This window comes from Mesorhizobium sp. PUT5 (assembly GCF_052216645.1).
Lineage (GTDB): Bacteria > Pseudomonadota > Alphaproteobacteria > Rhizobiales > Rhizobiaceae > Mesorhizobium.
The window spans coordinates 41,012-67,515 of record NZ_JBQOSO010000004.1; the positions used below are offsets into that span (position 1 = coordinate 41,012).

A 26,504-nucleotide genomic window follows, 5' to 3' on the forward strand; every position below is an offset into this window, starting at 1 on the left:
TCCTAGAAAGGAGGCTCGGCGCTCATCAGCGCCTCCTGCTCGGTCCAGATGGCTTCGCGCTCGGCAAGCGCGAGCTCCAAAGCGGCTTCGGTTTCGCGGCGCTCGTCGCGGTAGACAGCGTTCCGCAGCTCGGCGCGCAGTTCCTCGATGTGTTGATCGATCGACATGTTCATCTCCTTGATGTTGGTGAAAGACGACACCGCCGGTCATGGTGGGCCGGAGGGGTCAAGGAGCGCGGCACGCGACCGGCGGAGCCGGCGAGTGGGGGAGCCGAAATGCGTCAGCATTTTGGGGGTACCACGAAGTCCTTGGGGCCTTCGGAACGCCGTGACACCCTCGGACGATCTGTGCAGACCTCCCCCCAACCGGATGGCAGCAAAAAAGTCGGGCCAGGCTCGATGCCTGGTTCCGGCTTCTCCATAGCTGAGAGGAACCCCGCCTGTGCGGCGGGGTCCTCTGTCGGGGCGATCAGTCCCGGTTGGGGCGGGACCAGATCAGCTGCAGGCCTTCCTCGCCTTCCACCTCGATCAGGGTGGCGTAGATCGGAGCGGGGAAGCTCGGGTCGTCCAGCTTGACCGAGAGGTAGTCGCGACCTTCAGCGGAGACCTTCTGCCAGGCGGCGCCGAGTTCGACATTGCCGGAGAAGATGCGGAAGTGCGGTCCCTTGTCGGAGGGGTTGTCGATGCGGACCAGCTTGGCCTTGACGTTGAGGTTGAGGGTCTTGATCGAGCCGCTGAAGCCGTTGCCCGTGGAAGCGAAGGTGCCGATGGTAGCCATGTGTCTCATTCCTTTGTTGCTCGGGCCGCGCCCATCGCGACCTCGATGACGGTCGGTGGACCGGAGGCGATCGACTGGCACCTGAAAGGCTGGAACGAAGTGGAAGGCGGCCGGGAGCGACTTTCTTGGTCCGCGAGGAATGGCGGCGCAGCCGTCAGGGGAAGAAAGTCGCGAAGGCCGTTGCCGGGACAAGATCGAGAGACCGCTCGCGGGATCCTCCTTCGGTCAGACCAGTCACATCGAGAACGCAGATGGGCGTGGCCTTGTGGAAACCGGAATGAAGATCGGCATTTCCGTCGACGGCGTCATACCCAAGAGCCCGCGACTTTTCGGTCGAGAGCCCATCGCGGCCGCAGTCAGGCCACGCAGCGCCTCAGATCCAAAGGCGGGACCGCAGCCACATTGTCTCGCACCGGCTTCGACACGGTGACGCACTGGGAGATCACCGAGAGAAGCGCCCGACACGACGCGTCAGGCTGACCCACGGATTGAAACGACGCTGCGTCTATGGTGCGCGATAGGGAGAAGCGACCGGCAATCTGCCTATCCGGCTCTCGTTTCAAGCTGAATGGCTAACCGCTAGGGGCGACCGTACAGGCGGGGTCCCGATCGCGGACCGACAAACTACAGCCGGCTAAGGCGCGCCGCCTCCTGGCCTCGGGACCGAGGTGGCATTCGTTACGGAACGGTGGCAACGTCGGTTTGGCGAAACTCGTCGGCCGTGGCCAAAATGGGCACCGCGAAATATTTCGCACAGGCGTAATGCAGGCAATCGCCGAGATTGAGGCCATGGCGGCCGGAGCGATACCGGTGAGCCGCCGACAGTGCCAGCCTGGTGGTCTCGGCTGCAGGCGGCAGATCCCGGACCTCGATCCCGCGCTCGTCGAGGAACTCGGCAACGATCGGCTCCACCTCCGATACCGAAAGACCAAACTTGTCGGGACGCGCAAGACCGAGCACCGCCTCAAGCACGGCGACCGGCGAGGTGAAGGCATTCTTCCCGGAAGCGATGGCATCGGAGACGCGGCCCGCTTCCGGTTCATCGGACAGCACGGCGATGATCGCGCACGCGTCGACGAACATCACTCCGATTCCCACATCTTGTCGAAAGCTTCGCGCGGGAGCGGCTTCTTCGCCGCCTTGCGCAGCGACACGCCATGCTTTTCACGAAGCCGTGCAGCCGTCTGAAGCGGGCTCTCGGCATCACGCCGGCGCTCGATCGCCTCCTTCATCGCGATGACGATCGCATCGGTGATGCTGACGCCGGCCATATGGGCGAACCTGCGCGTCAGCGCATCAGCCTCCGGGTTATTGACATTGATTGGCATGGGGCCTCCATGTAGATAGTTCTTGCCAGTAATGTAGATATTCTCGTCTACATTGACAAGATCGCCGATCTGGAAGGGAACAGCCGCGACGCCATCCTCGGCGTTGAAGGTAATCGGTCCGCTCTTTCGCTCCGTCGGCGTCGTCGCCAGACCGACGGCCCGGCTCCGCCTGATTTGCGGATCGTCGCACCAGCCCCAGATGACCTTTCTTCGGCCCCGGCGTCCGGACCGGGAGTCGGTCCCGCTCCGCGATCGACCGAGTGTAACCCACCCGTCGAACCGAAAGAGATTGCCGCTGTGGAGGGCGGCATCCTGATAGCTGACCGCCCAGCGGCAGCCGCGTGCGACAGCAATTGCCGGGAAGGCGAAGGATCGCCAGAGGCGCAGCGCCACGCGGCAGAGATCCGGTTTTGCTGCGCACAGGCGCGAAAGCTCGACTGCATCGTGCCGCGTCAAGCCGGCGACACGCTCACGTATGAGCGTGTCGGTCGCGACGACGGCAAGCAGCCGGCCCTCGTGGCGCAGGCCGTAGGACCAGCCGCGCGTCGGGCGGTGGATCTCGCCCATCCTGTGACCCTATAGAACGAGATGGGCGTTAAGCTCCTCGCGTGTGATGGGCCCGAACGTTACGGGGGCAAAGCCGGCCTCATACACCGCACATGCCCTCGCACTCATTCGGCCAGAGATCGAGCTGCCCGCGGTCAGCGGCGGTCGATAGATCGACGTCCTCGAGCGGCACGCAGGATCGATGCAGGTATACCTCGCCGCGAATGCCCCTGAGTCCTGTCCGCAGCGCCCGGTCGACCTCGACGGCGTCCTGCCATGCAACGGCATCCTGTTCGCGCATCGATCGCCATACGGCGTTGCTGTGAAACGGGCAGCCGATGCACGCGCTTTTCGGAGGATCGGGATAGTCGTGCCGACGCAGCCAGGCGAGGCAATCCCGCCTGCTCAAGCGCTTTTCGATCAGCGGGAAACGCTTGACCTGCCACGCCTCGAAACTCGGCTTGGCGCGCACAATCTCGTCCGTCGAGATGCCTATCCAGCATTCGACGACCGGAAAGGAGGGAGAGCGTTTGCGGGTAAGGCCCGCGAGATCGCGCACCTTCCGACGGATTGGAACAATCTTGTAGTCGGTGGTGCATTGGCGGCGGATCATGCCGATCGAGACGGTCCCCGTCGTCGTCTGGCGCGTGGCGACTTCGATGAGCTCGCCTTCATCGTCCTCGTCGAGGACCGGGACCACCGTGCCTGCCGGCGTGACGGTCTTGGCGAAGGCGGGGATCGAGGCCCAGCGATTGCCCTGCCCGGCCGCGATAAGCTGCTCGCGAATATTGCCGTCCGAAACAATATGGACCGGGAACGGCAGGACGTTGGGCGACATCAGCCATGCGAGATGATCGTAGACGGCCTGTGGCTCCCAGCCGGTATCCGCAAAAATGGCGCAATCGGGCATGGGGCCGATCTCGCCATGGGCCGCCATCAGGGCGAGTGTAGTGGACTGCACGCCGGCACCAAGCGAAAGCGCGCGCAGGCGGATCGGGGAGGGCTCAGTGCCCTCCCCCACGATGTTCGGAGCGAAGAGCATCACGCCGCCTCCGCGACCTGCGTCGCACCCGGCTGGAGATCGTGCAGATAGTTGACGGCACGCTGGGCGTGGGCAGCCGCGGCGAAGATGAAGCGCTTCTCGTTCTTGAGAATTTCAAGCCAACTCGCCAGGTAGCTCGCGTGATCCGGCCTCGGCTCCAGTTCAGGGACGATGCCGAGGTCGGCCGCTAAAAAACAACCGCCCAAATCCGCGACCAGTTCTTCGTGCGCCCTGAAGGAGCGATCCTTGTGATAGCGGGAGAGATTGCGATCAAGCCGCTTTTCCGATCCAACCCAATGGGTCAGCTCATGCCCTAAAGTCGCATAGTAACTCGGGGCATCGCGAAAGCTCTCGAAGGGCGGCATCTGCACGATGTCGAGCGCCGGATTGAAGAATGCCTTGTCTCCGCCGTGGCGGATGATAGCGCCGGTATTGGTGAAGAAGGCATCGGCATGCTCGATGCGCTCGACCGGATCGGCCACCGGCGCGGGATTGCCGTAATACTGCGCCGGCAGGTCATCGATCTGATCGGCGCAGAACACGGTATAGGCCTTGAGGAAGGGAATGCCGCGTTCGACTTCCTCGCCTTTCGCATCAGTTTCTGTGCGGGTGAAGCGGCTGGCGTAGACGACCATCGAGCCGGTCTCGCCCTTGCGGACATGACCGCCGAGTTCAACGCTCTGCTTGAACGTCATCCAGGTGGGCGAGACGAACCCCCGCGCTACCGCCTCGGACCAGAGAAGCAGCGTATTGATGCCTTGATACGGCAGCCCGTTGTGGCGCAGCGGCCGCGTGATCCGACCAGTCGTATTCCCAGCGCTCCATGGCTGAACCCACGGACGCACGCCCTTTTCCAGCTCCGCGACGATGCGGTCTGTGATCTTCGCGTAGATATCGACGCGGGGTTTGCTCTCTTTCCTGCTCATTTTCCAAAACCTCCATTCGAGGCCGCGCCAGTCGCGGCCGTCACGAGGTCCGCAAGCGCAGGACCGCAGGTTCGCGAACCCGCTCGAGAGCAATCGGAAAAAGGAGAGATGTCGGTTGCGGGCCGCAACGTCAGTGAAGGACGGCGCAGCCGTTTCGCGGGCCGAGGACCGGAGCAGGACCAACATTCGTGACGGCCGCGACTGGCGCGGACTGCAGAATCTCTTTCATTTCTCGGGTTTCCTTTGCGACGCACATGCGAAAAGGCCGGTGTCCGCAAGGACACCAGCCTCGATGGGAAGATGAGGGCGGAGCCGAAGCTCCGCCCGGGATTGGCTAGCCGAGCGCCGCCATCTGGAGGTCGGCCGCCTGCCGGCTGACGGTCTGGCCGGGATTTTCGACCTGACGCTCGTAGGGCTTCCAGGTCTCGCCGACGATATGCTCGTAGGCGGCGACGGCACCCTCGGCGGCCATGCGCAGGGCGTGGGACTGAAGCCCCATGTCGGCGGCGAATTCGCGCTTGCGCTGGGCGTTGCTGTCGAAGCCGACCGGTCCGCCCAGATCCTCGTCGCGGATGTCGTTGGCGAGCTTGGCCGTGGCGTCTTTCGCCTCGGTGACGGCTTTCGAGTAGAACTGGCCTGCCCCGTAGGCGGAACCGACATAGGAGCCGACGATCCGTTGCAGGTGGATCTGCATCGCCTTGTCGGAAAGCCCCTCGGAGAGGGTGTCGGCGCCTTCGATCAGGCTGCGCTGGTGGAATTCGCGGATGCCGTCGCTGTCGAGGACCGGAAGGCCGAAGCTTTCGGAGATGAGGGCGGCCTGGTTGCCGTCCGGGCAGCAAAGCCGGACCATTTCGAGGGTCGTGCCTTTGCGGAGCGGGACGACGCGGGCCTTGGACTTGGGGGAGCGGGTTGAACTGGACATTGAGCTTACCTTTCTAGCGATGCCCTTCAGGTGATCCGGCCCTCGGCCGGTCTTTCCTGCGGGTGCGGTCGCAAGGAACCAGCGGAAGCTGGACGCTTCAGGGTCCGGACCGTGCCAGGCGAGCGAGGTCGGCTTGCGGACAAGCGGAGGCCAGTTCTTCACTGGTCCCTGCGCTGGACGCGGGCCGGCCTTGTCGAGATCGGCGGGGTTCCGGCCGCTGCGCGGCGCGATAGCGGCCTTGAAGGGGCCAGCCGCTGGTTCAGACCGCAGCAAACCCGCCGGGAAGAGCGGCGAGGGATGGTCTGCGACACCGGCATGCGGCTCGATAAGCGTCCAGTCGCTCCGCACCGCCATGGTGTTCCACGGCCTGTCACGCACCCGAAGTGCATCCACGATTGCCCTGGGCTGCTTGGCCACCATGGCTGCAACCAGCATCGTCCCACGGTTGAATGTCGTCCCGCGGCGAGAACGACATCTGCGTCACGCACACAGTTCTTCCGGGTCGAGCTGCGCCCGCAATGCGGTGATAGTGCTTTCCTGGCGTGCCAGTTTGCGGGTCAAGGCGTCGATTTCCGGCTGACGTTCCGCCGTGATCGCAGCCAGATTGGCACGATACCGTTCGAGGAATGCGCCAGGGTCTGGTGACTTCCCGCGCCGATACGTGGTCTGGCGCGGATGCAACTGCGGGATCAGCGCTGTCATGCGCCGCGTGATCTGCCGGTCGATCATGTCCAGCTGACGCTGGATTTGCCGGCGAGCTTCCTCCATGCGAAAGAGCCGCGCCCGGCGACCTCGCGCGACCATCACGCTGGACTCCCTTGCCAGCCGACAAAGCTCGACGGCCCGCCATAGACGGCGTGTCGCTCCGGATCGATGACGAAGCCGAAGCCGCCGACACGATATTGAACCGACGGAATGAGAAAGCGCCGTTCCTCGGTGCCCCACCCGCGTTTTCCCCCAGGGGTGGCGATTACTTCGGTGAAGCCGGGTTGGTGGTCGCAGATGATCGCCGAGATGACGATCCAGTCGTCGCGGTGCTCCGCGAAGAATGCACGTTCGTCCTTCTTCCAGGATTCACCGGCGCCAAGCACATTCCCGGTGATCGCCTCCCACGCATCCGGGAAGCTGTCCTTCATCGTCTTTTCAGCAGCCCGCCGCTCAAAGGCGGTGAACAAATGAGGAAAGCTGAAGGCGACGATCGCCCAGGCCTCATCCTCTTCATAGGCCCCGCCGGTGACGCGGATCGACGGATGAACCTTGCGGTTGCGGTCGGGCGAAAGAAGGAAGCCGCCATGGCCGGCCGTCGAGTGGAAGACAACGCCATCGGCATAGACCGTCGTGCCCTGTGATGGCCCCCACGGCGTATTGGCCGTGGATCGCTCTTCGCGTCGGCCGAGCGCGATCTTTTCGCGCTGGTGCTCGGCGTTTTCCAGAACTTTTGCCCGGAACGCCTTCTCATCGGCAAGGTCGCCTCCATGACCGTAGAAGTCGCTCCGCGTCCAGTCGGCCATGGGCCGCCGGATACGCCACCCGGTTACAAGGAAATGGCGCCCGTTTCGGGCGGGGGCCATGGCGAAGGCGTGCTCGTCGACGAGTGCAACGGGCAGGCCATCTGCACTTTTGCCAAAAGAAACCCCCGGAAAACCGGAGGTCTCGACGACGTTGGTTTCGGAAGCAGGTGCGCTCATGCGGCCGTCCTCCCCTCCACACTGTCCGCGGCTTCCGTATCGGCCGTAATTTCCTGCAGCACGGCATGCGGATAACCGTGGCGGGTCAGCCATTCCGCGGCGGCGGTGCGATCGGCGGCAAGATGGACAAGCTCGGCGTCGTCGCCGGCGCGATCGAGGACGAGGACCGAGCCGATCGCGGGCCGTTCCTTGACCGTGAACTTGAGGTCGCTGTCCACCGAAAACGTCCGGTGGACGCGCAGGACGATCGTCCCCTGACTGCCATAGTCGCCCTCATGGAGGGTGATGGAGGCAGGGATCGTCGTATTGCCGACACGCGCTTCGGCCTGTTTGCGGATCAGGCGGCCGCCGGAATTGCGGTTCTCCCAGGCGGCCAGCTTTTTGCGATGCCTCTCGGGCGGGCGCGGGGAGCCGTCGGAATATGTCAGGGTCGAGCCGAGCGGCACGAGGTCGTAGATCAACTGAGCGGACATGGTTTCTCCATGATGTTGGGTGGAAAACAGAACCGCCGCCGGTGATGCACCGGCGGCGGGATGCTCGTTCGGAAGAGAAGGTGTGACGCTTACTCGGCGGCCACCTTGTAGGCCTCGCGCTGCTCGTCGGTGAGGTTCTGGTCGGCCGCAGCCTGATCTTCATCGACATAGTCATGCGCCGGCCCGACGACCGCATCGCCGTCGAACTCGTCCTCGCCTTCCGGCGTGCCGTCGTCTTCAGGCTGCTCGACGCGCTCGTTCTTCTTCAGCCACGACGCGACCTTGGTCTGGTCGGGACCGAACAGCGCCGACGGATGGACGAAGCGACCTTCCTTGAAGTGCTCGACCAAGGCCGCGCGGGTGTCCTTGACCTTCTGCCGGGGAAGAACCGACGTGTCGGCGCACGACGCCTCCAGCGCCGGTCGCGACAGGCACGACAGGAAGTCTTCCGTGCCCATGTTCGGCAGGAAGCCGTCGGCGCCGATCACATCGCCAGCCACGCGGGAGGCGATGCCACTGTCCGAACGGTTTTCCCTGCACGACAGCACGTCGATCAAGAGCGAGCGTACCGCGACCCGAAGCGTGTCAATGTCGAAGTCGAGCTTGCCCTCCTGGTCGAACAGGCGCGCGGCGTGTTCGCCAAGGCCGGCCGCCCCGTAATAGGAGATGTCGCGCGTGCCGGACGCCACCGTCACGTTCTGCCCCGCGAACGCCAGGACCAACAACGCCATCAACGTGTTGTCCTCGATCGGAGCCCGCGACAACGCTTCGTGCAGGGCATCGGTGCGCAGATCACCGATCATCTCGATGCCCTTGCGGGTGACATCGGGGCGGGTCTTCACGACGACCGCAGCATCGTCATCCTCGCCCGCTGGCTGTTCGCCCTTCTTCGGCTTCTTCGCCTCGGGCATGCGGAAGTGCACCGTCTGAACCTTCCCCTCGCGGTCGAGGTACAGAGCCGTATGGTCGGACTTGCCCGGCTTCCCATAGACGCGCTCGGCCTTCTTCGGCAGTTCCGGCTGGCCCCAGTTGTTGGTCTCGGTGATGACCCCCTTCTTGGGCAGGTTCTGCGTCATCCACTCCTGCTGTGCGCCCAGGAATGCCTCGACATCCGTCGTGTAGCGGCTGTCCTGATCGGCCGGTGCGAACAGGTCCTCGACCCAGGCAATGCCGTAGGCCTGCGCGAGCTCGTCGCCGAAGCTCGCATCGCGGGCATACATGCGGGTCTTCTGCAGGCCCTGCGCCACGCTCCACCAGGAGACCTGCGGGTCGGCCTTCGAGGGCTTGTGCTTCTTCCAGACCTCCTTCTGGTCGTCGAGCGAGGCGGAGGCGATAGTGCGCAACTGGCTCTCATTGGGCATATCGCCCTTGGCCATCTGATCGAGCATCGCCGGCAGGACATTGGCGAGCAGACGCAGCTTGCGGATCTGGCGCACCGGCAGAGCCAAAGCGACCGCGATCGCTTCCTCGGTCCAGCCGAGCGCGACCAAGCGTTCGATCGCCCGCCACTGATCGACGGGATTGAGCTGTTCATGCGCCAGTGTTTCGGCGAGCGAGCGCATGGCGCCGCCATCTTCGGCGCGTTCGATCACCAGCACGGCGATCTCTTCAAGGCCTGCGGCAATGGCCTGCTTGACGCGGCGATGGCCGGCATCGATGACGAACCCGTTGCCGCTGTTCGGTTCCGGTGCAACGACAGGCGGCTGCACGATACCGACGGCGCGGATGGTCGCCAGCAGCAATGCGTCCGCCTGCGGGCTCGACTTGGAGCGTCGCGCCTTGTCGGGGTTTCCCTTCAGCGCGCGCGGATCGACAAACTTCAGTTCCATGGAAATGCTCCTTACGGGGTTGCCGGACACAGCCAATCGCTGCGTCCTTTCTCGTCTTCCTCTCGAAGACACCCCCCGGCCCGCGGAGCGGACGGGCCGGTGCAACTGCGGCCGAGCATCCCTGCCCGGCAGGACCAGCGGGGCTAACAGCCCTGCGAAGGCCGACGCGGCCGGGATCGCGAGCCGGCGCGGTTGAGCGCAAGCGTCAGCGGTCCGACCGATCTGCGAGCGGATTCCTCATCTTCTTTTCTATTATTCCCCTCCATCCTTCCCTCCAAAACGTCTGCGCTTCAGCATGCAAGAGCCGGGGGCAGGCCCGTTCGGCCTGCGTGTCGGCTATGCGGCATCTTGCAAAGGTTCAGCGGATGTCTCCACATCCGCCGAAAGGGCCGCCTCTACCTCACCAAGCTGCCGTCGCTTGTCGGCCAATTCGCCCGCGAAGGCGAAGTCGGCGCCATCGTCCCGGGATTGATACGATACGAGCCTGCGGCGGGCATCCGCGAGACGCTGGCGATAGCGCTCGCGTTCGCCCTCGAAATCGTTGAGCGCGTGCTCGAGTCGTGAGATCGCTCCGAGTGGGGTGACCGTCATCGCAAGCTCGATTTCGGAATCGGCGCCGGTGCGCATCAGCATGGTGGTGTAACGGTAGCCGTCCTTGCCAAAGCGCTGGCCTTCATATTCTAGGTCGAAACCGCCGATGGAGCCGATGATGCTCTCGCCCTCCTGCTGAAGCTGCACCAGGGTCAGGATTTCCTTCATGAGCGCGCGACCTGCCTCCTTTCGCTCGGTGTAGACCTTGCCGGCCACCGTCATGGTGAATGCATCGCCGGCGGTCGGAACCAAAATCTCGATATCCCGGCCGATTTCAGCAATGCGCCGCGTGCAGAGCTCGATATCGCGCTCGGCGTCGCGAAGTTGCCGGCGAACGGCGTGTTGATCGTCGATATGGGCCGCGCGCAGGCGCTCCAGCCGAGCGATATCGGCTTCGAGCCCAGCCTTCTGCATCAAGCGCTGATCGCCGGAGGCGATGGCCTTGGCCATGGCGAACTGATTGGCCTGGCCCTCACCCAGGTCTTCGAGACGCCGGACGGAGGTGTCCCCCGACAGTGCTGCGGCGATGAAGCGGGCCTTGCGCTCGTTGTTCTGCCACATCGTGGCGTCGAGCGAACCCTCGGTAGCGTAGGCGAAGATATCGACCTCGTCGTGCTGGTTGCCCTGACGCACGATGCGGCCCTCACGTTGCTCGATCTGCGACGGCAGCCAGGGCACGTCGAGATGGTGGAGCGCCTTGAGCCTGAGCTGGGCATTGACGCCGGTGCCCATCGTCTCTGAGCTTCCAATCAGGAAGCGGACCTTGCCAGCACGCACGTCGCCGAAGAGGCGCTGCTTGGCCTCGGACTTCTTATAGTCCTGCATGAAGGCAATTTCGCTCGCCGGCACGCCCATGCGGATGAGTTCGTCACGAATCCAGCGATAGGCGGAAAAGCCCCTGCTCTTCTCGACGCTGATCGTGCCGAGATCGCTGAAGATCATCTGCGCGGCGCCAGGCATTTCGAAAGGCTTGCCGTCATGACGAAGATAGGCGTTACCCGCCGTCGCTTTCCAGATATTGAAGGCGTTCGAGATGAGGGCGTTGAGCTTATTGTCCGCCTCATTGTCATTGTCGGCGTCGACCAGCCGCAGGTCGATCGCAGCATGGCGGCCATCGGTGATCACGGAGAGCAGGATGTCATCGCCGGGCTCGGGCGGCCGGTCGCGTTTCTCGATCTCCGCTATGCGTGCAGCCAGGACCATCTGGTAGTGTTTGAAAGCCTGCGTCGGCTTCGATGTGATGATCTGGCGTTTGCCGGTGGAGATCGCCGGCACCTTCACGAACTGGCGGAGATCCTCCGGCATCACGACGTCGGCGAAAGAACGGAACATGGCGATCAGTTCGGGAACGTTCACGAAGGACGCGAACCGCGAAACTGGCTTGTATTTGCCCGAAGGCTGAAGCTCCAATTCCGTGGTCGCGTCGCCAAAAGTGCTCGCCCAGGCATCGAATTCGTGCAGGCCCCGTTCCATCAGCGCGGCGTGATCCATCAGCCGTTGAATGGAGAACATCTCGCCGAGGGTGTTGGTAATCGGCGTGCCGGAGGCAAGCACGAGCGCGCGGCCCGGGTTCCTGGTTTCGATGAAGCGGGACTTCACATAAAGGTCCCAGGCGCGCTGCGATCCGTTCGGATCGACGCCCTTGAGCGTTGACATGTTCGTGGCGAAAGAGAGCTTGCGGAACTCCTGCGCCTCGTCGACGATGATCTGGTCGACGCCGATCTCGGCGATGGTGAGAAGATCGTCCTTGCGGGTGGAGAGCGCTTCGAGCCGCTCCTGCAGGCCCTCCTTCAGTCGCTCGAGGCGCTTGCGCGAGACGCGGTCGTCACCTTCGACCTTGGTGAGGAGCGTTTCGTAGAGCTCCAACTCGTCATGGATCATCTGCTGCTCGAAGGCAGAAGGGACGCCGATGAATTTAAAGGCGGAATGCGTGATGATGATCGCGTCCCAGGTGGCGGTTGCGGCCCGCGACAGGAAGCGCGCCCGCTTGTCCTTGGTGAAATTGGTCTCGTCGGCGACCAGAATTCGCGCCGTCGGATAGAGCGCCAGGAACTCGCGCGCCACCTGTGCCAGACAGTGGCCGGGGACGGTGACCATCGCCTTGGCGATCAGGCCGAGACGGCGTTGCTCCATGATGGCGGCTGCCATCGTCATAGTCTTGCCGGCGCCGACGGCGTGGGCGAGATAGGTCGAACCGGCCGAAACGATGCGCCAGATTCCACGCATCTGGTGCCCATAAAGAGAAAAGGCGCCCGAGGCGCCTGGAAGCTTCAGATGGGAACCGTCGAACGCTCGTGGCGCGATGTTGTTGAAGCGGTCATTGTAAACACGGGCCAACCGGTCGGTGCGGTCGGGATCGGACCAGATCCAGCGCTGGAAGGCCTCCTTGATCTTGTGGAGCTTCTCCTTGGCTGCCTCGGTATCAACGACGTTGAGCACGCGCCGTTCGCTGTCGCCGTCCTTGATCGTGTCGAAGATCTGCGGCACGCGACTGTTAAGCGCATCAGTCAGCAGCTCACCTGCATGCCGGCGGCCGGTCCCCCATTCCGATGTGCCGACGGCGAGATAACCAAGCTGGCGCGCATCGACAGTCCAGGAAGCCAGTTCCGGCATATGATGGATCTTGATGTCGACGTTCATTGTCTCCTTGACGAAGGCCACTACATCGAGGGCGGGGATCCACGGCGCGCCGAGACGCGCGGTGATGTCGGACGGGCGAAGATCGACCGGCTGCACGCCCTGCAGGGCCGTGACGTTGCGCTCGTAGACTGGATCGAGAAGGGCAGCGGCTTCCGCGACCTTCAGCTTGTCGCGGACATGGCCTGACAGATAGGCATCAGCCATCTGCCACGAGCCGTCGGCGGGGTCCTGGAAGATCGCGCTGCCAAGCTCGGAGACAACGTCCTGCGGATCACAGTGCAGCAGCTCGGCGATATGATCGACATCGACCCGGCCCCGTTCATTGAGAACGACGGCGAGCGCGTCGGCCGCGCTGGAAATCACCGGCGGCGCCGGCGGAGAGATAACGCGCTCCGTGAAAATCGGTCCGGGTCTGGCCGTGTCGTTTTCGAGATCGTAGTCCTCGATCGAGGCGACCAGCCAGCAATCGGGGTCGTCGAGGAAGGGCTGGAGATTGGGACGCCGATGGCTTTCGCGCGTCTCGCCGGTCTCCACGTCCTCGCTGATCGAGACGGTGGTGTGGTTGATCGGTCCGAAGTCACGAACGAAACTCGACCAGGCAATGCGCAGCCTGAACTGAATACCTTGACAGGGCTGGTCCAGTTCCTGGGCTTTCAGCACCTCGCGCACCGCATCGCGGACCGGGATAAGCTTGCGGATGATGCGGACGTGCTTTTCGGGAATGCCGTCGCCGCCCCGGCCCTTGCGCGCCTTGATCGCAACCGGCTCGCCGTCGATGATTTGCATCAGGCCGCGTGCGTTGTCGAAGAAGAAGCTCCCTTCACGCACATGCCGGCCATTGGGCAGATCGACGCCGGTCTGATTGCCCGCTCCATCCAGATCAGGATCGATTTCCGAGGGTTCGCCGTCATAGCGGTCTTCCGGAAGGAGATTGACGGCGACCGACAAGGCCGCATGAAGATTCTCGCCGTCGCGGGGCACGCATGTGTAGGTCTCGCCGAAGGGACCAGAGGTCAGCGCATGCGTGCCGAGCACAAAATCCGGGTGGCGCGCCAACCAGCGGTTGACACGGATCGCGCCCTCATCGGCTGTGGCCGGCCGGACCTCCTCGGTGTCAAGCCAGGACTGGTCGCCTTCCGGCTCGCCCGACTTGCGCTTGCGGAAAAACAGGATGTCGACAACGACATCCGTCCCGGCGTCCGCGCGGAAACTTCCCTCGGGCAGCCGGACCGCAGCGATCAGGTCCGACGACTTCGCGATATGCTTACGCGCGCTGCGGTCGGCCTTGTCCATCGTGCCCGAGCTGGTGACGAAGGCCGCGAAGCCGCCCGGCTTCAACAGGTCGATCGACCGCGCGATGAAGTAGTCGTGCAGGCGCAAGGACAGCGATCGATAGGCCCGGTCGGAACGGACCGTTCGGTCGGAAAAGGGCGGATTTCCGATGGCGAGATCGAAGCTCGATGGCAATTCCGTGCGGGCGAAATCGGCGGTGACGATGCGCGCCTGCGGCTGCAACAGCCGGGCGATGCGCGCCGTGACCGGATCGAGCTCGATGCCGGTGACATGGGAGACGTCGCGCAGGCCTTCCGGCATGAGCGCTGCAAACAGCCCCGTGCCAATGCCTGGCTCCAGTACACGCCCGCCGCGCCATCCCATGCGCTTGAGACCCGACCAGATCGCCCGGACGATGAACTCCGGCGTAAAATGGGCGTACTGGGTGCAGCGTGCGAGGGAAGCATAATCGCTCTCGCCGACGGCATCCTCCAGATCGATGCCAATTTCATCCCAGCCCTTGCGGAAATCGATCTCGCCAGGCCGGCGAAAGACGCCATTGGCTAGATCGGACGCACCGAAACCGGTGAAACGGATCAGTTGCGCTTGTTCTTCAGCGGTCGCCGGGCGCTCATCCGCGTCGATTTTCGCCGCGAGCCGGATCGCAGCAACGTTGTCGCGGGCGCGCTCCTTCCAGCCCTGCGCGAGACCTCGGTCGTCGGTGAGATAGAAGTTCGAACCACGTTCCCGGACGGGCTTGGAGGGTGCGCGGGCGGCAGCTGCGATCGGCATCGCCGGCGCCGGGGACGATGGGTCGGGATCGTCGTCGGGTTCAAAGTTGCCGGCAAAGGCCATCACGCCAAGACCGAGACCGGACGAAAGGGCTGTATTGCCGAAAAGATCGATGGTGAAAGGGTCGTCGTGCGACATGTTGTTTCTCCTAGCTGAAGGCGCACTTCGCCGCTCCGCTGGTGTCCTCCAGCAGGCTCGACATGTGCGGATGTTCGGGATTGGGGTGCGAGCGGCCGCCAGACGGCGCCCATCGCGGAAATGCTAGTCCTGCTGGACTGCGAGGAGCTGCATCGAGTTCGGCTGCAAGACGATCTTCAGATGCGTGCAGCCGGGCCTGGCCGCGATCAGCTTCACGAGCATGAAGCCATCGAGAAACTCGATTCCGTCATCCCCGCCGAAATGCTGACGCTTGTAGTGCCAGTAATCGGGGTTGGTCTTCGGGTTGCACTCTTCGGCATAGACGACGAACGGACGCTGCCCTTCCGCGAGCTTGCCGTTGGAGAGGATGTAGACGCCCTCGTCGCCGACCAGCCAGACACCGGGCTTTTCATCACGGCCGGGATAAAGCCCATAATGAGGATTGCGGAAGCCGCCGTTGACGTAGGCGTCGAGCCGCCCGCGCATCATCACGACGCGGACATCCGTCACGGAAAAGGTGAACATCGCCTCCTCCCCTCATGCCGCGATTGCGTCGGGGAGGTAGCGCAGATGCACCGGCAGCTTGGCTGCGATCTCCGCATCCGTGAGGTCGTCGAGCAGCTTGACCTCGCGGCTTCGGTCGCGACCGAAGAACAGGACCGTTCGCCGCCCGCGCTGCGCCTGCGGAAAGCGCCAATCGGCATAGCCGCGGTATTCGTCGTGGCTTGAACTCCAGATATGCTCGATCCGCTCTTCGCGGGTCATTGCACGGACTGGACGGCTTTCCCGCTCGACAATGGCGGCGCGCATGTGTGCGGGCGAACCCTTGTCGGCAAGGTCGCAATAGGCGTGGAAGAACCGCATCCGGTCGTCGATCTTCAGGGTGAAGAAGACGCTGGTGATGCAGCCCGTCAGGAATTCCCGCATGGCGAACATCTCGCCGTTCATGAAGAGCGGCGGCAGGATGTTGAACATGTAATCATGCTCGATCTCGGTAAGCTCGAACCACTCCCCGCGATAGAGGCCGGCATCGGCATCCTCGAAACGATTGGGGCGCTGCGTGTGGCGATCGAACATGCGGAACATCTGCCGGCGGTCGGCAATACCCTGGTAGACTTTGCGGATAGGAGAAGAGGGGTTCATTGGCGGGCTCCTTCAGCCTCGTCGGACTGGAGCGCGACGCATCCTCGGGGATCACCATCATCTTCAGCCCTTCCTGACCCCTCCCCAGCGGCCGCCTCTCCGTCCGGCCGGGTCAAGTGCCGGCGGAGCCGGGCGAAGCTTCACACTTGACGCGGCTGGCGGGTATGCGGCAGCCGGGTTTCATTCGTTTTATTTCCTTCTTCTTCCTCCCCAATTCGGCCGCATGCCCGGGCTGATCCGCCGATGAGCCGCGCACTCGTCTTCGCCCCAATCCTCGTCGCTACCGGCGAGATCATCTTGGAGATCTACACGCCAGAGCTAAGTCGGCCGATGTGGAAGCTGCGAAGCTGGAGGCCGCGTCAAGACTTGGCGCGCCATTGCGGATCGAGATGACGACGGCGAAGGTCGGGCCAGCGATCCTCGATCGCGCATCATGAGCGCTGGAGGTGCCGGTCTGCCCGATCAGGCGATTGCCCCCTCCTTCAGCATCGCATTCCAGTCCTCCGCACGCGGCTTCAGACGTTCGAAGTCGCAGGAGAGTTCACCGGCAAGCTCACGCAACCGCGCCACGAACGCTTCGCCCTGCGTGTTCGCATCGGTCGCGGCGACGAAGCGGACATCGGGCCGTTCCCCCAACATGCGAATGGCGCCGTCGGTGGCCGGCGACCAGCCGCCGCCAGTGCTGACATAAAGCGTATCGCGCCGGGCCTTCTCGATCGCGCCAAGGCTCATGGCATCGATGGCGGCTTCGGTTACGCAGATGCGAGCGGCGCCCTTGAACCCGAAGCGGAACAAGACCTTGCTGCCGCCGGTTGCAAAGCCGCGCCATTCGGGACCACGTTCCTCCCAACCGGTGACCACGCCATCGGCACCCTGATGAGCGGCCCACATGCTCCCACGCGGCCCTTCCCGCAGAAGGTCCTGGGCGATGGCTGCCCGGAGGACCTGTTCGGGAATGTGCCGGTCGTCGCGCAGATATCGCCAGGTTGCCGACCCGCGCCAGGGCTTGCGCCGGGCACCCCAACGATCCGGTATGGATTGGTCAGGTTCCGCCTCGCGCGACTGTCGTTTCCATTCTGGCTCGCGGGGCTCGAAGCCGACCAGGGACGCGACTTGCACAAACGCTTCCAGAAAATCGCCGCCGTCCAGATGCTGAACGAGCGAATAGACATCACCCTTGGCGTCGGAGAGCGGATCAAACCAGCCCTTGCCATCGTGGATAACGATGATGATGTCATCGCCACGGCGATACTTCACCGCCTTGCGCGTGCTTTCCTTCAAGTCGATCGCGAACCCTCCGGTCTCCAGCACGGCCGCACAACCCACCCTGCCTCGCAGCTCTTCGATATCCGCTTTTTCCATTCTTTTCTCCCAGCGGCCTTTCGGCCGACCTTTCATTCAGTTTATCTTCTCCGCACACTTCGCGGAACACCTTAGCGACCGGCGCGAAGAGCAAAGGGGGCAAGGGCGCGGCTCCTGCCGCGGCGCAGCTTCCCTTGCGGCCTGCCGCTCGCAAGCGGCACGCCGGGCAAGAGACGGTTCAATGAACCGGCTGGCCACCCGTGTAGGGGTCGTAAAAGTAGAGGGCGTTGACCTCGTCGTCATCGAGGTCGTCGGCAGGAAGAACGCCGTATGCGTCTTCATCGACCTTGAAGAGGATGACCGGCGTCATCAGGGTGCGCGCGAGGTTCCAGGCGTGGTTCTGAGCGAGGCTGAGTTCTTGCGACATGGTGTGACTCCCGTAGCTGCGGGGACCATTCCCCGCTCGACAGGCGCCCGTCGGTTCCGGCCTGGACCGCGATCACCGCGTTGGCGAAGCCATAAGCGGCGGCACGCTTGCGTAGTCCGACCCCTCGCGGGTTGATCGACAAGGTCCGGGCTGGAACAAGGGAAATAAGCCGATAAGAGCGGGGGTGGTCTTTGCGCCTGAGCCGCATTTCCAGCACGAACCGTCGCGGATTCATGCCGCAGACAGCGCCGGCTGATGCATGCCGCTATCATCAAGGTCTTTGCGAGGACCGGTTCTTCCTGTACCGACGATGTCGCCACCATCAAAAGCCGACAGCCAATTTGATCGGCCTGACCACGGAGATCGTTGCCGCTTACGTCAGCAACAGTTCCGTACCCAGGGCTGAGCTTCTGCGGCTCATTGCCGAAGGCCGTCCTGCTGCCGGCGACTGAGGCGCGGTCGCGCGAACGCGACTGCCCCAAGCAAAAAGCGGACGAAAGCGCCCGCAGCAAACACGGTCGAGCCTGCCGCGCCGCCTCGACCTCGCCTCTGGCCACCCAGCATCGACCTTTCTCCGGTCCGGACGCCTTCCTTCGTCTAAAACGCGAAGAGACCGCGACAAATCCGTTCGTTTTCGGTATGGATTCAGTTGAGGCAGCGACGCACTGCCTCAAGGGCGTCGAAACCCTTACCAGCGGTATGGAATCAACCGGGATGATTCCAACCTCCTTGACCTTATGGTCGGGGAGCCTGTGGCGTATACAACAGGCTCACCGAGCTAAAGGCCATGGGGCCGTCTGGTACGGTTTCGAACTCCCCGATCACCAAGGGGTCAATGAGCATCGCAGAGCGGGGGCGCACCGCGAGCGATGGCTTCGAAACCGGATAATGACAACGGGTAGTTCCGAGGCAAGGGCGAAGCTTGGCTTCCAGCTTATTCACGATGTGATGCTGCATCAGGTCGTTGGATTCCCGCTGGCCGGCGAGACGCCAGGCGCACGACTACGGCAATACGCGATGGTAACGGTTATCCTAGACCTGCACTGCAAGGGCGAGCCGATAACGATTTCCAATATTGTCGCTGTCACCGGGATGACGCGCGGTGCTGCCGATGAGGTTCTTGGCGCCCTTGGAAGAAGGGGACTCATCGAAGGATCCTGGACAAAAAACTCAATGGGCCGAGGTCAAGCAAGGGAGTACCGGATCGCTGGAAGGCTTAATGTCGATATTGCCGGCCTACTCGATAACCTTCGCCCCTCATGAGCGTCGGGATCAATCTGACAATCGGCAGGGGTCATTCGCTGCCGGTTTGCATCTGGCAATCATTCCGCTGAAACAACCATCTAGCCTCGGGCAATTCAGAGGATGCCGAGCAAGGCCCAACGTCGCGCCTACCAGTTCGGGACGCGGCGCAAAGCGCGGCACGCTATCTACTAGGACAACTGGGATCAGGCCGGCCATGTAGGGGGCGGGCTCACGCGTTACCTTCTCGGCTCGTAGCGCAGCGCTACAGCGCCTGAGCTGAGCTCTTGCCGGTCGACGAGCTTCAACTCGATATATTTGGAGAGCCCGGCGAACAAGGTGGGCCCATGACCGGCAAGCCTGGGCTGTACCACGAATTCATACTCGTCGATCAGGCCCAGCTCCGCCAGCGCCATCGGCAGCTTTACGCCGCCCGTGAACAGCGCCCTGCCCGGCTGCTGCTTGAGCTTCCGGACCGCCTCGCCGAGGTTACCGCTAACCCGTTCCGCGTTCCAATCGACCCGCTCGAGTGTGTTTGAAACGACGTATTTCTTCATTGCGTCGATGGTGCGCGCGAAAGGCTCGGTCCAGTCAGGCGGCGTGATGGTCCGCGTCTCATGCCTCCACGCCTCTTCCATCATCTGGTAGGTGACGCGGCCAAAGAGCAGAGCATCGGCCCGGCCGATACTCTCGGTGGCGTGCTGATGTGTTGCACGCAGTTGTTCTTGCTGCAGCGCCTCGTCCGTGGGTATGGCCCTGTGGTCGACGCAGCCATCGAGCGTGACGTTGATGGAATAGAGAAGAGGTCGCATTACGGTCGTTGCTCCTTTGCTACTCGTGCTTTTATGGCTAAGTCAAACCGTTGCAGCTGGCTGGTCAGTCCGGCGATTGCGCCGCGTGTCATCTCGGGGTCCGGGTGGCGATCGGCCGTCAGCACCATCCGGACTCGCCCGGCCTCGGGGTGAAGCTCGACCATCATGTCGTAGGGATAGGCCTGGACGCCCGGGACGAAGTCGATGTCGAAGCGGATTCGCAGGCGCCGGTGAGGCACGATCTCGACGAACCGACCGCTCACCCGCGCCGTTGACGATCTGTTCCGGTTCGCAAAATAGGCGACCTGCTCGGCGCCCACCGCCGTCATCACGTGTTCGAAGGCACCACCGACTCGCAGATCGAGAGTCAATAACTCGAAGCGCATGCCCTCGGGCGCGAACCACGCCTCGAGCCCTTCCCTGGTGGCCCATAGCGCCCAGACCTCGTCCACCGATGCGTCGTAAACCCGCTCCAGCCTGATCGTAGCTGCGCCCGGCTCGCTGGCCTCTATCATCACTTTCCCCCCTCGCGTTGCAGCGCGCCACGCCGTCGCGCCAAGGCGGCGTCAAACCGATCGAGCCGGCCCTCCCAAAGCTCGCGATAGCTCCGAACCCATTCGTCGATCGCCTGGAACGGCTCGGGCCGGAGCGAATAAAGGCGCCTCGCCCCGTCAGGCCTCATCGTGACGAAGCCGGCTTCGTCGAGGATCCGCAGGTGCCGCGAAACGCCGGACTGATCGATGTCGACGGCCTGAACCAGGTCGCCCACGGCCCGCTCGCCGCCTGCCAAAGCCTCGACGATACGAAACCGCGTAGGGTCAGCCAACATCTGAAATATGCTTTGTTGCATCATCATGCATATGTATTGCTGCGCATATTCGGAGTCAAGCCGCTTCGACCAATGGCGTGCCGCGTGCGACGCAGGCAACGACGCTCCGCTGCCGACATTGGGTGTCAGCAACGGCCCAGTCTCGTTTACCTGAATTTCCGCCTGGCCATTCGCGGGGTCGGGAATTCAACTTTTTCGACGTGGCTGCGCGTTGCCCGAAAACGTCAACCTTGCTCGCAACATTTGCGTTCCCCATCAGAGCGGGCTTTATGCTGAAGCATATTTTTCTTTTACGAAATCGTGCTTTGCCTACCGAAAATCCCGCGTCTTCACCTGGATTTGGTCGGTATGCCCGTAGCCGTGCGCGAGATCCCACGCTTTCTGCAGACCTCTCGAATCCGGGGCTGGCGATCCATGGTGGAACTCGTCGCCCCTCCCGTGCGGAAAAGGGAACCTCGTGTCGCGCGAGCCGACACTGGCGAGTTCCGCGGAGAGATCAACGAGTTGGTGGGCGACGATATGGACCACCTCGCCTTCGCGCTGCACCCTGCCCTTGATCCCGATCATGCCGGCACCAAGGACGGTCCGGCGAAACTGCTTGAAGACCTTCTCCCAGATGACGATGTTGGCGACAGTGGTTTCGTCCTCGATGGTCATGAACATGACACCCTTCGCCGAACCCGGCCGCTGCCGGACGAGGACCAGGCCGGCGACATCGACCCAACGCCGGTCACGCGAAGCGACAGCGTCGGCGCTGGTCAGGAATCGCCGGGCCGCGAGGTCCTTCCGCAGAAAGGAAACGGGATGCTGGCGCAGCGTCAGCCCGACATGACCGTAATCCTCGACGACTTCGCTGCCGGCAGTCATCGGCCGCAACGAGACGGTTGGCTCCGTCTGCTCGGCGACCGGCAAGGCTTCCCGGACTGCCGCCGCGGCGAATAGCGGTAACGGTTCGTCGCGTAGCGCCTTGATCGACCAAAGTGCCTCCCGCCGGGCAAGGCCGATGGAGGGCCGGAACGCATCGGCCTCGGCAAGCTCACTGAGGGCCGCGGCGCGAATGGCGGCGCGCCGCCAAAGATCATCGACCGAGCGGAATGGCTGCTCGGCACGGCAGGAGACGAGGCGCGCGGCTTCCGCATTTCCCAGTCCCTTGACCAGACGCAAGCCGAGGCGAACGGCGAACCGGCCATCATCGGCGTCCCGGGGTTCGAGCGTGCAATCCCAACGGCTTGAATTGACACAGACGGGGCGGATTTCGACGCCATGCTCAACCGCGTCGCGCACGATTTGCGCCGGCGCATAGAAGCCCATGGGCTGGGCGTTCAAAAGTGCCGCACAGAACACGTCCGGGTGCCAGCATTTGAGCCAGGAGCTCGCATAGGCGATGAGAGCGAAACTGGCTGCATGGCTTTCGGGAAAGCCATAGGAGCCAAAGCCCTCCAACTGCTTGAAAGTCCGCTCGGCAAATTCCCGATCATAGCCGTTATCGACCATGCCCTGGACGAGCTTTTCACCGAATTTCGAGACGCCGCCCGTGTGCTTAAAAGTTGCCATGGCGCGGCGGAGCTGGTCGGCCTCGCCGGCGGTAAACCCGGCGCATTCGATCGCCACCCGCATCGCCTGCTCCTGAAACAACGGCACGCCGAGCGTCTTGCCGAGCACGGCCTCAAGCTCGGGCTTGGGATAGATGACATCCTCCTTGCCCTCTCGTCGCCTGAGATAGGGGTGGACCATGTCACCCTGGATCGGTCCCGGCCGCACGATCGCGACCTCGATGACCAGATCGTAGAAGGTCCGCGGTTTGATGCGCGGCAGCATCGCCATCTGGGCGCGGCTCTCGATCTGGAAGGTGCCGAGCGTATCGGCCTTGCGGATCATGGCGTAGGTGCGCGGATCCTCGGCCGGAATCGTCGCGAGGTCGAGCCGGATGTCCTTGTGTTCGGCGAGAAGATCGAAGCCGCGGCGCATGCACGACAGCATGCCGAGCGCCAGCACGTCGACCTTCATCATCTTCAAGGCATCAACGTCGTCTTTGTCCCATTCCACGACCTGGCGATCGGCCATGGCCGCAGGCTCGATCGGTACGAGCTCATCGAGCCGATCGCGGGTCAAAACGAATCCGCCCGGATGCTGGGATAGGTGACGGGGTGTTCCGACGAGTTGATGCGCAAGCTCCAGCGCCAGCCTCAGACGGCGATCGCCCATGTTGAGGTTCAGCCCTTCGGCATGCTTCTGCTCGACGCCTTCGGACCAGCCCCAGACCTGCGAGGACAATGTCTTGGTCAGGTCCTCCGGCAGGCCGAGCGCTTTACCGACGTCGCGAACGGCCCCTTTGGAGCGATACCGGATGACCGTCGAACAAAGCGCGGCGCGGTCGCGTCCATAGGTCTCGTAGACCCACTGGATGACTTCCTCGCGCCTTTCGTGTTCAAAGTCGACGTCGATGTCGGGCGGTTCTCGGCGTTCTTCCGAAACAAAGCGTTCGAACAGCAGGTCATTGCGATCCGGATCGATCGAGGTGATGCCGAGCACGTAGCAGACCGCTGAGTTGGCGGCCGAGCCGCGTCCCTGGCACAGGATTTCCTTTGAGCGCGCAAAACGCACGATCGAGTTCACCGTGAGGAAGTAGGGTGCATATTCGAGCTTCTCGATCAGGCGTAATTCGTGCTCGAGGTTGCGCCGGACCTTGGAAGGCAGTCCTTCCGGATAGCGGTCGACGGCCCCTTCCCAGGTCAACTTTTCGAGCGCCTGCTGAGGGGTAAGGTCGGGATAGAGCTTCTCTTCGGGATACTGATAGGCAAGCTCGTCGAGCTTGAACGGGCAGCGCTCCATGATCTCGATCGTGCGGGCGAGCGCTTCCGGGTAGCGGCCGAACAGCCGGTGCATTTCTTCGGGCGGTTTCAGGTAGCGATCGGCGAAACGCTCGCGCCGATGTCCGAGCTCGTCGATGGTGACGTTGTGGCGGATCGCGGTGACGACATCCTGCAGGACCTGGCGGCCCGGCTCGTGAAAGAGCGCGTCATTGGTCACGACCGTGGGGACACGCACGGCGGTCGCCATGTCGGACAGCTCCCAAAGGCGAAGCTGATCGTTGGGGCGCCGGCGTAGTGTCAGCGCTATATAGGCGCGATTGCCAAAGGACTCCCGCAGCCGGCGCAGCTGCATGGCGCAGGTCTCATCGGCAACGTCCGGCACCAGCACTGCAATCAGTCCTTCGCCGTAGGCAACGACATCGGACCATTCCAAATGGCATTTCGCCTTGCCCGCCCTGCCCTTTCCAAGGGACAGCAGCCGACAGAGGCGCGCATAGGCTGAGCGGTCCGTCGGATAGACGAGCACCGACATGCCGTCAGCAAGATCAAGTCGGCATCCGACGACGAGACGGAGTCCGGTGGCCTTGGCAGCCTCATGCGCGCGCACGACGCCGGCGAGGCTGTTTCGATCAACGACGGCAAGTGCCTCGACGCCCATCGTGGCGGCCGTCGCGAACAGTTCCTCGCAACTGCTCGCACCGCGCAGGAACGAAAAATGGCTCGTCACCTGAAGCTCGGCGTAGCGCGGCCCGCTCATCCGAAGATCCCGTGCAGGAACCAGCGCTGGCTGCCGCTCTCCGGACGCTCGCCATCGCCGGACCGGAACAGCCAGTAGCGCTCGCCGGTGTCATCCTCGACCCGGAAATAATCCCGCACCGTCGCGGTTTCCGCGTCGCGCTTCCACCATTCTCCCCGAATGCGTTCCGGTCCGTCGGCGCGGCGAACCCGCCGGCGAACGCCGCGCCATGTAAACCACACCGGCGGATTGTCGGGCAGAAGCGCCATGGTCTCGATCGGTTCCGGCCGGGACAGCAGGCGCGGCGGCCGCGGCCAGTCACCGTCCCAGGTCGCGCCCGTTTCAGGGGCGAGTGGCGGGACACAGGCGACGGAGCGCTCGGGGACATCGCTTTGGACGGGCGTGAAACGGCAAAGGCGCTTTTCTCCGACACGGTTCGCAAGGACATCGATCAGGTCCGAAATATCCGCCTGCGGTTCCTCGACCAGCGAGGATATGGTCTGCCGATCCCGCAATGGCTCGACGAGGATCGCTGCCAGTTCCATCGTCTCAATTCCGAATCCCGGATCGATGGTGTCGATCTTCTCGCAAAGCAGCCGCGTCAGACGTTTTGCGTCTCGAACCGGCTGCGCTGTGCCGACACGGATGGCTTGCCTCGTGTTGTCGACGAGATGGAACAGCAGATCGAGCCGGCGCGCGCCAAGGCCTTTGGTTTCCAGGATCTGAGACAAAGCCTCGACAAGCCTGGCGGTATAGCGGGCAATCGTCTCTGCCGCCCCGATCGGCTCAGCGAAGACGCGCCGGACCTCGACGATTTCGGCTTCGCGGAACGGCTCGATCGGCTCGCCGACATTGCCAAGCGCCTGATCAAGGCGGCGGCCGATTTCAGGACCGAAGCGCAGCGCCAGCGGCGCGCGCGGTTGATCCAGGAGATCGCCGATACGATCGAAGCCGAGCGTGCGCAGGCCTGTGACAATATCGGGTTGCAGCCGCAGCGCCGCGATCGGCAGACGCCGCAGAAGAGGCGCAGTTTCGCCCCGAGGAATGACCAGGGTGGAGCGTGCGGCAAAGCGCGCGCCGGCATGCGCCGCGCCCCATGTGTCGGCGATCGCGGCGCGCGCCTCGACACCGGATGCAGCAAAGCGCTGGACGATCGTGCTCAGCATGACGTCCTCGCCGCCATGGAGATGATCGGCGCCCGTGGTGTCGATCACCAGACCATCCGGCGGATCGGCCATGACGACGGGCGAGATGCGTTGCAGGGCCCAGAGCGCCAGCTTCTCCAGTCCTTCCGCATCCGCGCGTGGATCGGCATCGATGACGACCAGCCCCGGCGCGAGTGCCTGTGCCTTCGCCACCGGCATGCCGGTGCGAAGCCCAAGTGCTTCGGCGTTCGCGTCAAGGGCGGTGACGACGCGCCGATTGCCAACCCGGCTTATAAGGACGAGCGCTGCCTCACGCGGAGGCGATGCGTCGCCCGATTTCCTTCGAAGACGGTCCACCGGCCATCGCGGAAGGAAGAGCGATACGACCCTTGCCATCGCAAGCTTCCACTTCAATGTCTGCGCTGTCGCCGGCGCGACAGCGGATGAGTTCAAGGAGCCAGCGCGCCCGGCCCATGCCCGGGACGGGGAGCTGGGCAGAGGGGAGAACCGACACCCGCCAGCGCGTGACGCTTGCGGTCGGCTGCCCGAAATCGCCGGCCTCGGTCTGGCGGCGCCAGCGCCGCACAGCGATGCCGATTGTGCCGGAGGCTTCAGCGGCGAGCTGGAGCCGCCGCGAAGCCGTCATCGAAAGTCGGGCAGTCTCGGCGACGACAGCACCGAGACCGCCATGGCGAAGCCCTTCCTCAAAGCAGGCGAGCAACGCCTTTTCATCGCCTGCCTCGACATGGATCAGCCGGTCTGGGTGAAGTCCGGCCTGCGCGATCGCCGGCATAAAGAGATCACGCCGCGTCACCACCCAGAGAACCTTGCCCTTGGTGCGCGCCGCGATGCCGGCCGTGAATAGCGCAGCGGCAGCGCCATCCACCGCGCCGTTACCGCCCCCCGCCACCTCATGCAGGCACCCCAGCGCCAACCCGCCTCCCGGAAGCCTCCGATCGAGTTCCGCTACGCCGAACGGCAGCACCTTGCGGGCACGGCCTGTCCCGCCTTCGAGGCGCGCGATGCGCTCTCGAAGTTCGGTGATGACGGGACTGGCGACGGAATCCGACATATCGAAAAAGGCTGCTCCT

General features: G+C 63.6%; 23 protein-coding genes. 1 reads left to right on the forward strand and 22 read right to left on the reverse strand.

The genetic code is table 11. The features are described from left to right. Positions 1–2: 2 nt before the first annotated feature. The 16 genes from ACTDI4_RS22645 to ACTDI4_RS22720 all read right to left on the reverse strand — a co-directional run bounded on the left by ACTDI4_RS22645 (position 3) and on the right by ACTDI4_RS22720 (position 17,836). Complete coding sequence (locus ACTDI4_RS22645) at positions 3–167, reverse strand: hypothetical protein (RefSeq protein ID WP_198292933.1); 165 nt, start codon at positions 165–167, stop codon at positions 3–5. Between the two features lie 301 nt (positions 168–468). Beyond that, complete coding sequence (locus ACTDI4_RS22650) at positions 469–777, reverse strand: DUF736 domain-containing protein (RefSeq protein WP_018431455.1); 309 nt, start codon at positions 775–777, stop codon at positions 469–471. Between the two features lie 678 nt (positions 778–1,455). Next, positions 1,456–1,860, reverse strand: a complete 405-nt coding sequence (locus tag ACTDI4_RS22655; protein ID WP_018431454.1) for a type II toxin-antitoxin system VapC family toxin — start codon at positions 1,858–1,860, stop codon at positions 1,456–1,458. Next, complete coding sequence (locus tag ACTDI4_RS22660) at positions 1,860–2,105, reverse strand: PSK operon transcription factor (RefSeq protein WP_026227915.1); 246 nt, start codon at positions 2,103–2,105, stop codon at positions 1,860–1,862. The genes ACTDI4_RS22655 and ACTDI4_RS22660 overlap by 1 nt, the downstream gene beginning before the upstream one ends. Before the next feature lie 646 nt (positions 2,106–2,751). Continuing rightward, positions 2,752–3,693 (reverse strand): hypothetical protein, encoded by a 942-nt coding sequence (locus ACTDI4_RS22665; protein WP_442843469.1) that lies wholly within the window; start codon positions 3,691–3,693, stop codon positions 2,752–2,754. Further along, positions 3,693–4,619: an ArdC family protein gene (locus ACTDI4_RS22670; protein WP_374818572.1), complete on the reverse strand. Its 927-nt coding sequence runs from the start codon at positions 4,617–4,619 to the stop codon at positions 3,693–3,695. Before ACTDI4_RS22670 ends, ACTDI4_RS22665 begins: the two co-directional genes overlap by 1 nt. Before the next feature lie 334 nt (positions 4,620–4,953). Then, positions 4,954–5,541, reverse strand: a complete 588-nt coding sequence (locus ACTDI4_RS22675; RefSeq protein ID WP_442843470.1) for a hypothetical protein — start codon at positions 5,539–5,541, stop codon at positions 4,954–4,956. 480 nt (positions 5,542–6,021) lie between these two features. Then, entirely contained in the window at positions 6,022–6,345 is a 324-nt protein-coding gene (locus ACTDI4_RS22680) for a hypothetical protein (RefSeq protein WP_374818578.1), read from the reverse strand. Continuing rightward, the gene (locus tag ACTDI4_RS22685) at positions 6,345–7,229 is read right to left on the reverse strand and encodes a DUF7007 domain-containing protein (RefSeq protein ID WP_374818581.1); all 885 of its coding nucleotides are present in this window, start codon (positions 7,227–7,229) and stop codon (positions 6,345–6,347) included. The genes ACTDI4_RS22680 and ACTDI4_RS22685 overlap by 1 nt, the downstream gene beginning before the upstream one ends. Further along, the gene (locus tag ACTDI4_RS22690) at positions 7,226–7,702 is read right to left on the reverse strand and encodes a hypothetical protein (protein WP_374818584.1); all 477 of its coding nucleotides are present in this window, start codon (positions 7,700–7,702) and stop codon (positions 7,226–7,228) included. The genes ACTDI4_RS22685 and ACTDI4_RS22690 overlap by 4 nt, the downstream gene beginning before the upstream one ends. Before the next feature lie 89 nt (positions 7,703–7,791). Continuing rightward, entirely contained in the window at positions 7,792–9,531 is a 1,740-nt protein-coding gene (locus ACTDI4_RS22695) for a ParB N-terminal domain-containing protein (protein WP_374818587.1), read from the reverse strand. 336 nt (positions 9,532–9,867) lie between these two features. Further along, entirely contained in the window at positions 9,868–14,964 is a 5,097-nt protein-coding gene (locus tag ACTDI4_RS22700; protein ID WP_442843471.1) for an Eco57I restriction-modification methylase domain-containing protein, read from the reverse strand. A 123-nt stretch (positions 14,965–15,087) separates the two neighbouring features. Next, positions 15,088–15,489, reverse strand: coding sequence for a DUF3085 domain-containing protein (locus tag ACTDI4_RS22705; protein ID WP_018431447.1), 402 nt, complete (start codon positions 15,487–15,489; stop codon positions 15,088–15,090). A 12-nt stretch (positions 15,490–15,501) separates the two neighbouring features. Beyond that, the gene (locus ACTDI4_RS22710) at positions 15,502–16,107 is read right to left on the reverse strand and encodes a DUF1419 domain-containing protein (RefSeq protein WP_026227913.1); all 606 of its coding nucleotides are present in this window, start codon (positions 16,105–16,107) and stop codon (positions 15,502–15,504) included. A gap of 462 nt (positions 16,108–16,569) precedes the next feature. Continuing rightward, entirely contained in the window at positions 16,570–17,469 is a 900-nt protein-coding gene (locus ACTDI4_RS22715) for a DUF3991 and toprim domain-containing protein (protein ID WP_026227912.1), read from the reverse strand. A gap of 178 nt (positions 17,470–17,647) precedes the next feature. Beyond that, the gene (locus tag ACTDI4_RS22720; RefSeq protein ID WP_011578758.1) at positions 17,648–17,836 is read right to left on the reverse strand and encodes a hypothetical protein; all 189 of its coding nucleotides are present in this window, start codon (positions 17,834–17,836) and stop codon (positions 17,648–17,650) included. Positions 17,837–18,256: 420 nt separating this feature from the next. Between ACTDI4_RS22720 and ACTDI4_RS22725 the strand changes: the two genes are divergently transcribed. Continuing rightward, on the forward strand, positions 18,257–19,099 hold the full coding sequence (locus ACTDI4_RS22725) for a hypothetical protein (protein WP_246259486.1): 843 nt from the start codon (positions 18,257–18,259) through the stop codon (positions 19,097–19,099). Positions 19,100–19,317: 218 nt separating this feature from the next. On the opposite strand, the gene ACTDI4_RS22730 is transcribed toward ACTDI4_RS22725, so the two are convergent. From ACTDI4_RS22730 to ACTDI4_RS22755, 6 genes are all read right to left on the reverse strand, one after another. Then, positions 19,318–19,890 (reverse strand): dihydrofolate reductase family protein, encoded by a 573-nt coding sequence (locus ACTDI4_RS22730; protein ID WP_018431443.1) that lies wholly within the window; start codon positions 19,888–19,890, stop codon positions 19,318–19,320. Continuing rightward, entirely contained in the window at positions 19,890–20,405 is a 516-nt protein-coding gene (locus tag ACTDI4_RS22735; RefSeq protein ID WP_018431442.1) for an SRPBCC family protein, read from the reverse strand. The genes ACTDI4_RS22730 and ACTDI4_RS22735 overlap by 1 nt, the downstream gene beginning before the upstream one ends. Continuing rightward, positions 20,405–20,851, reverse strand: coding sequence for an ArsR/SmtB family transcription factor (locus ACTDI4_RS22740; protein ID WP_245262449.1), 447 nt, complete (start codon positions 20,849–20,851; stop codon positions 20,405–20,407). The genes ACTDI4_RS22735 and ACTDI4_RS22740 overlap by 1 nt, the downstream gene beginning before the upstream one ends. Before the next feature lie 177 nt (positions 20,852–21,028). Beyond that, the gene (locus ACTDI4_RS22745) at positions 21,029–24,289 is read right to left on the reverse strand and encodes an error-prone DNA polymerase (RefSeq protein ID WP_442843472.1); all 3,261 of its coding nucleotides are present in this window, start codon (positions 24,287–24,289) and stop codon (positions 21,029–21,031) included. Continuing rightward, a complete protein-coding gene (locus tag ACTDI4_RS22750) occupies positions 24,286–25,809 on the reverse strand; it encodes a Y-family DNA polymerase (RefSeq protein WP_442843473.1) in 1,524 nt (507 codons plus the stop codon). The genes ACTDI4_RS22745 and ACTDI4_RS22750 overlap by 4 nt, the downstream gene beginning before the upstream one ends. Beyond that, positions 25,724–26,485, reverse strand: coding sequence for an ImuA family protein (locus ACTDI4_RS22755; protein ID WP_429096714.1), 762 nt, complete (start codon positions 26,483–26,485; stop codon positions 25,724–25,726). Before ACTDI4_RS22755 ends, ACTDI4_RS22750 begins: the two co-directional genes overlap by 86 nt. Between the last annotated feature and the right edge of the window lie 19 nt (positions 26,486–26,504).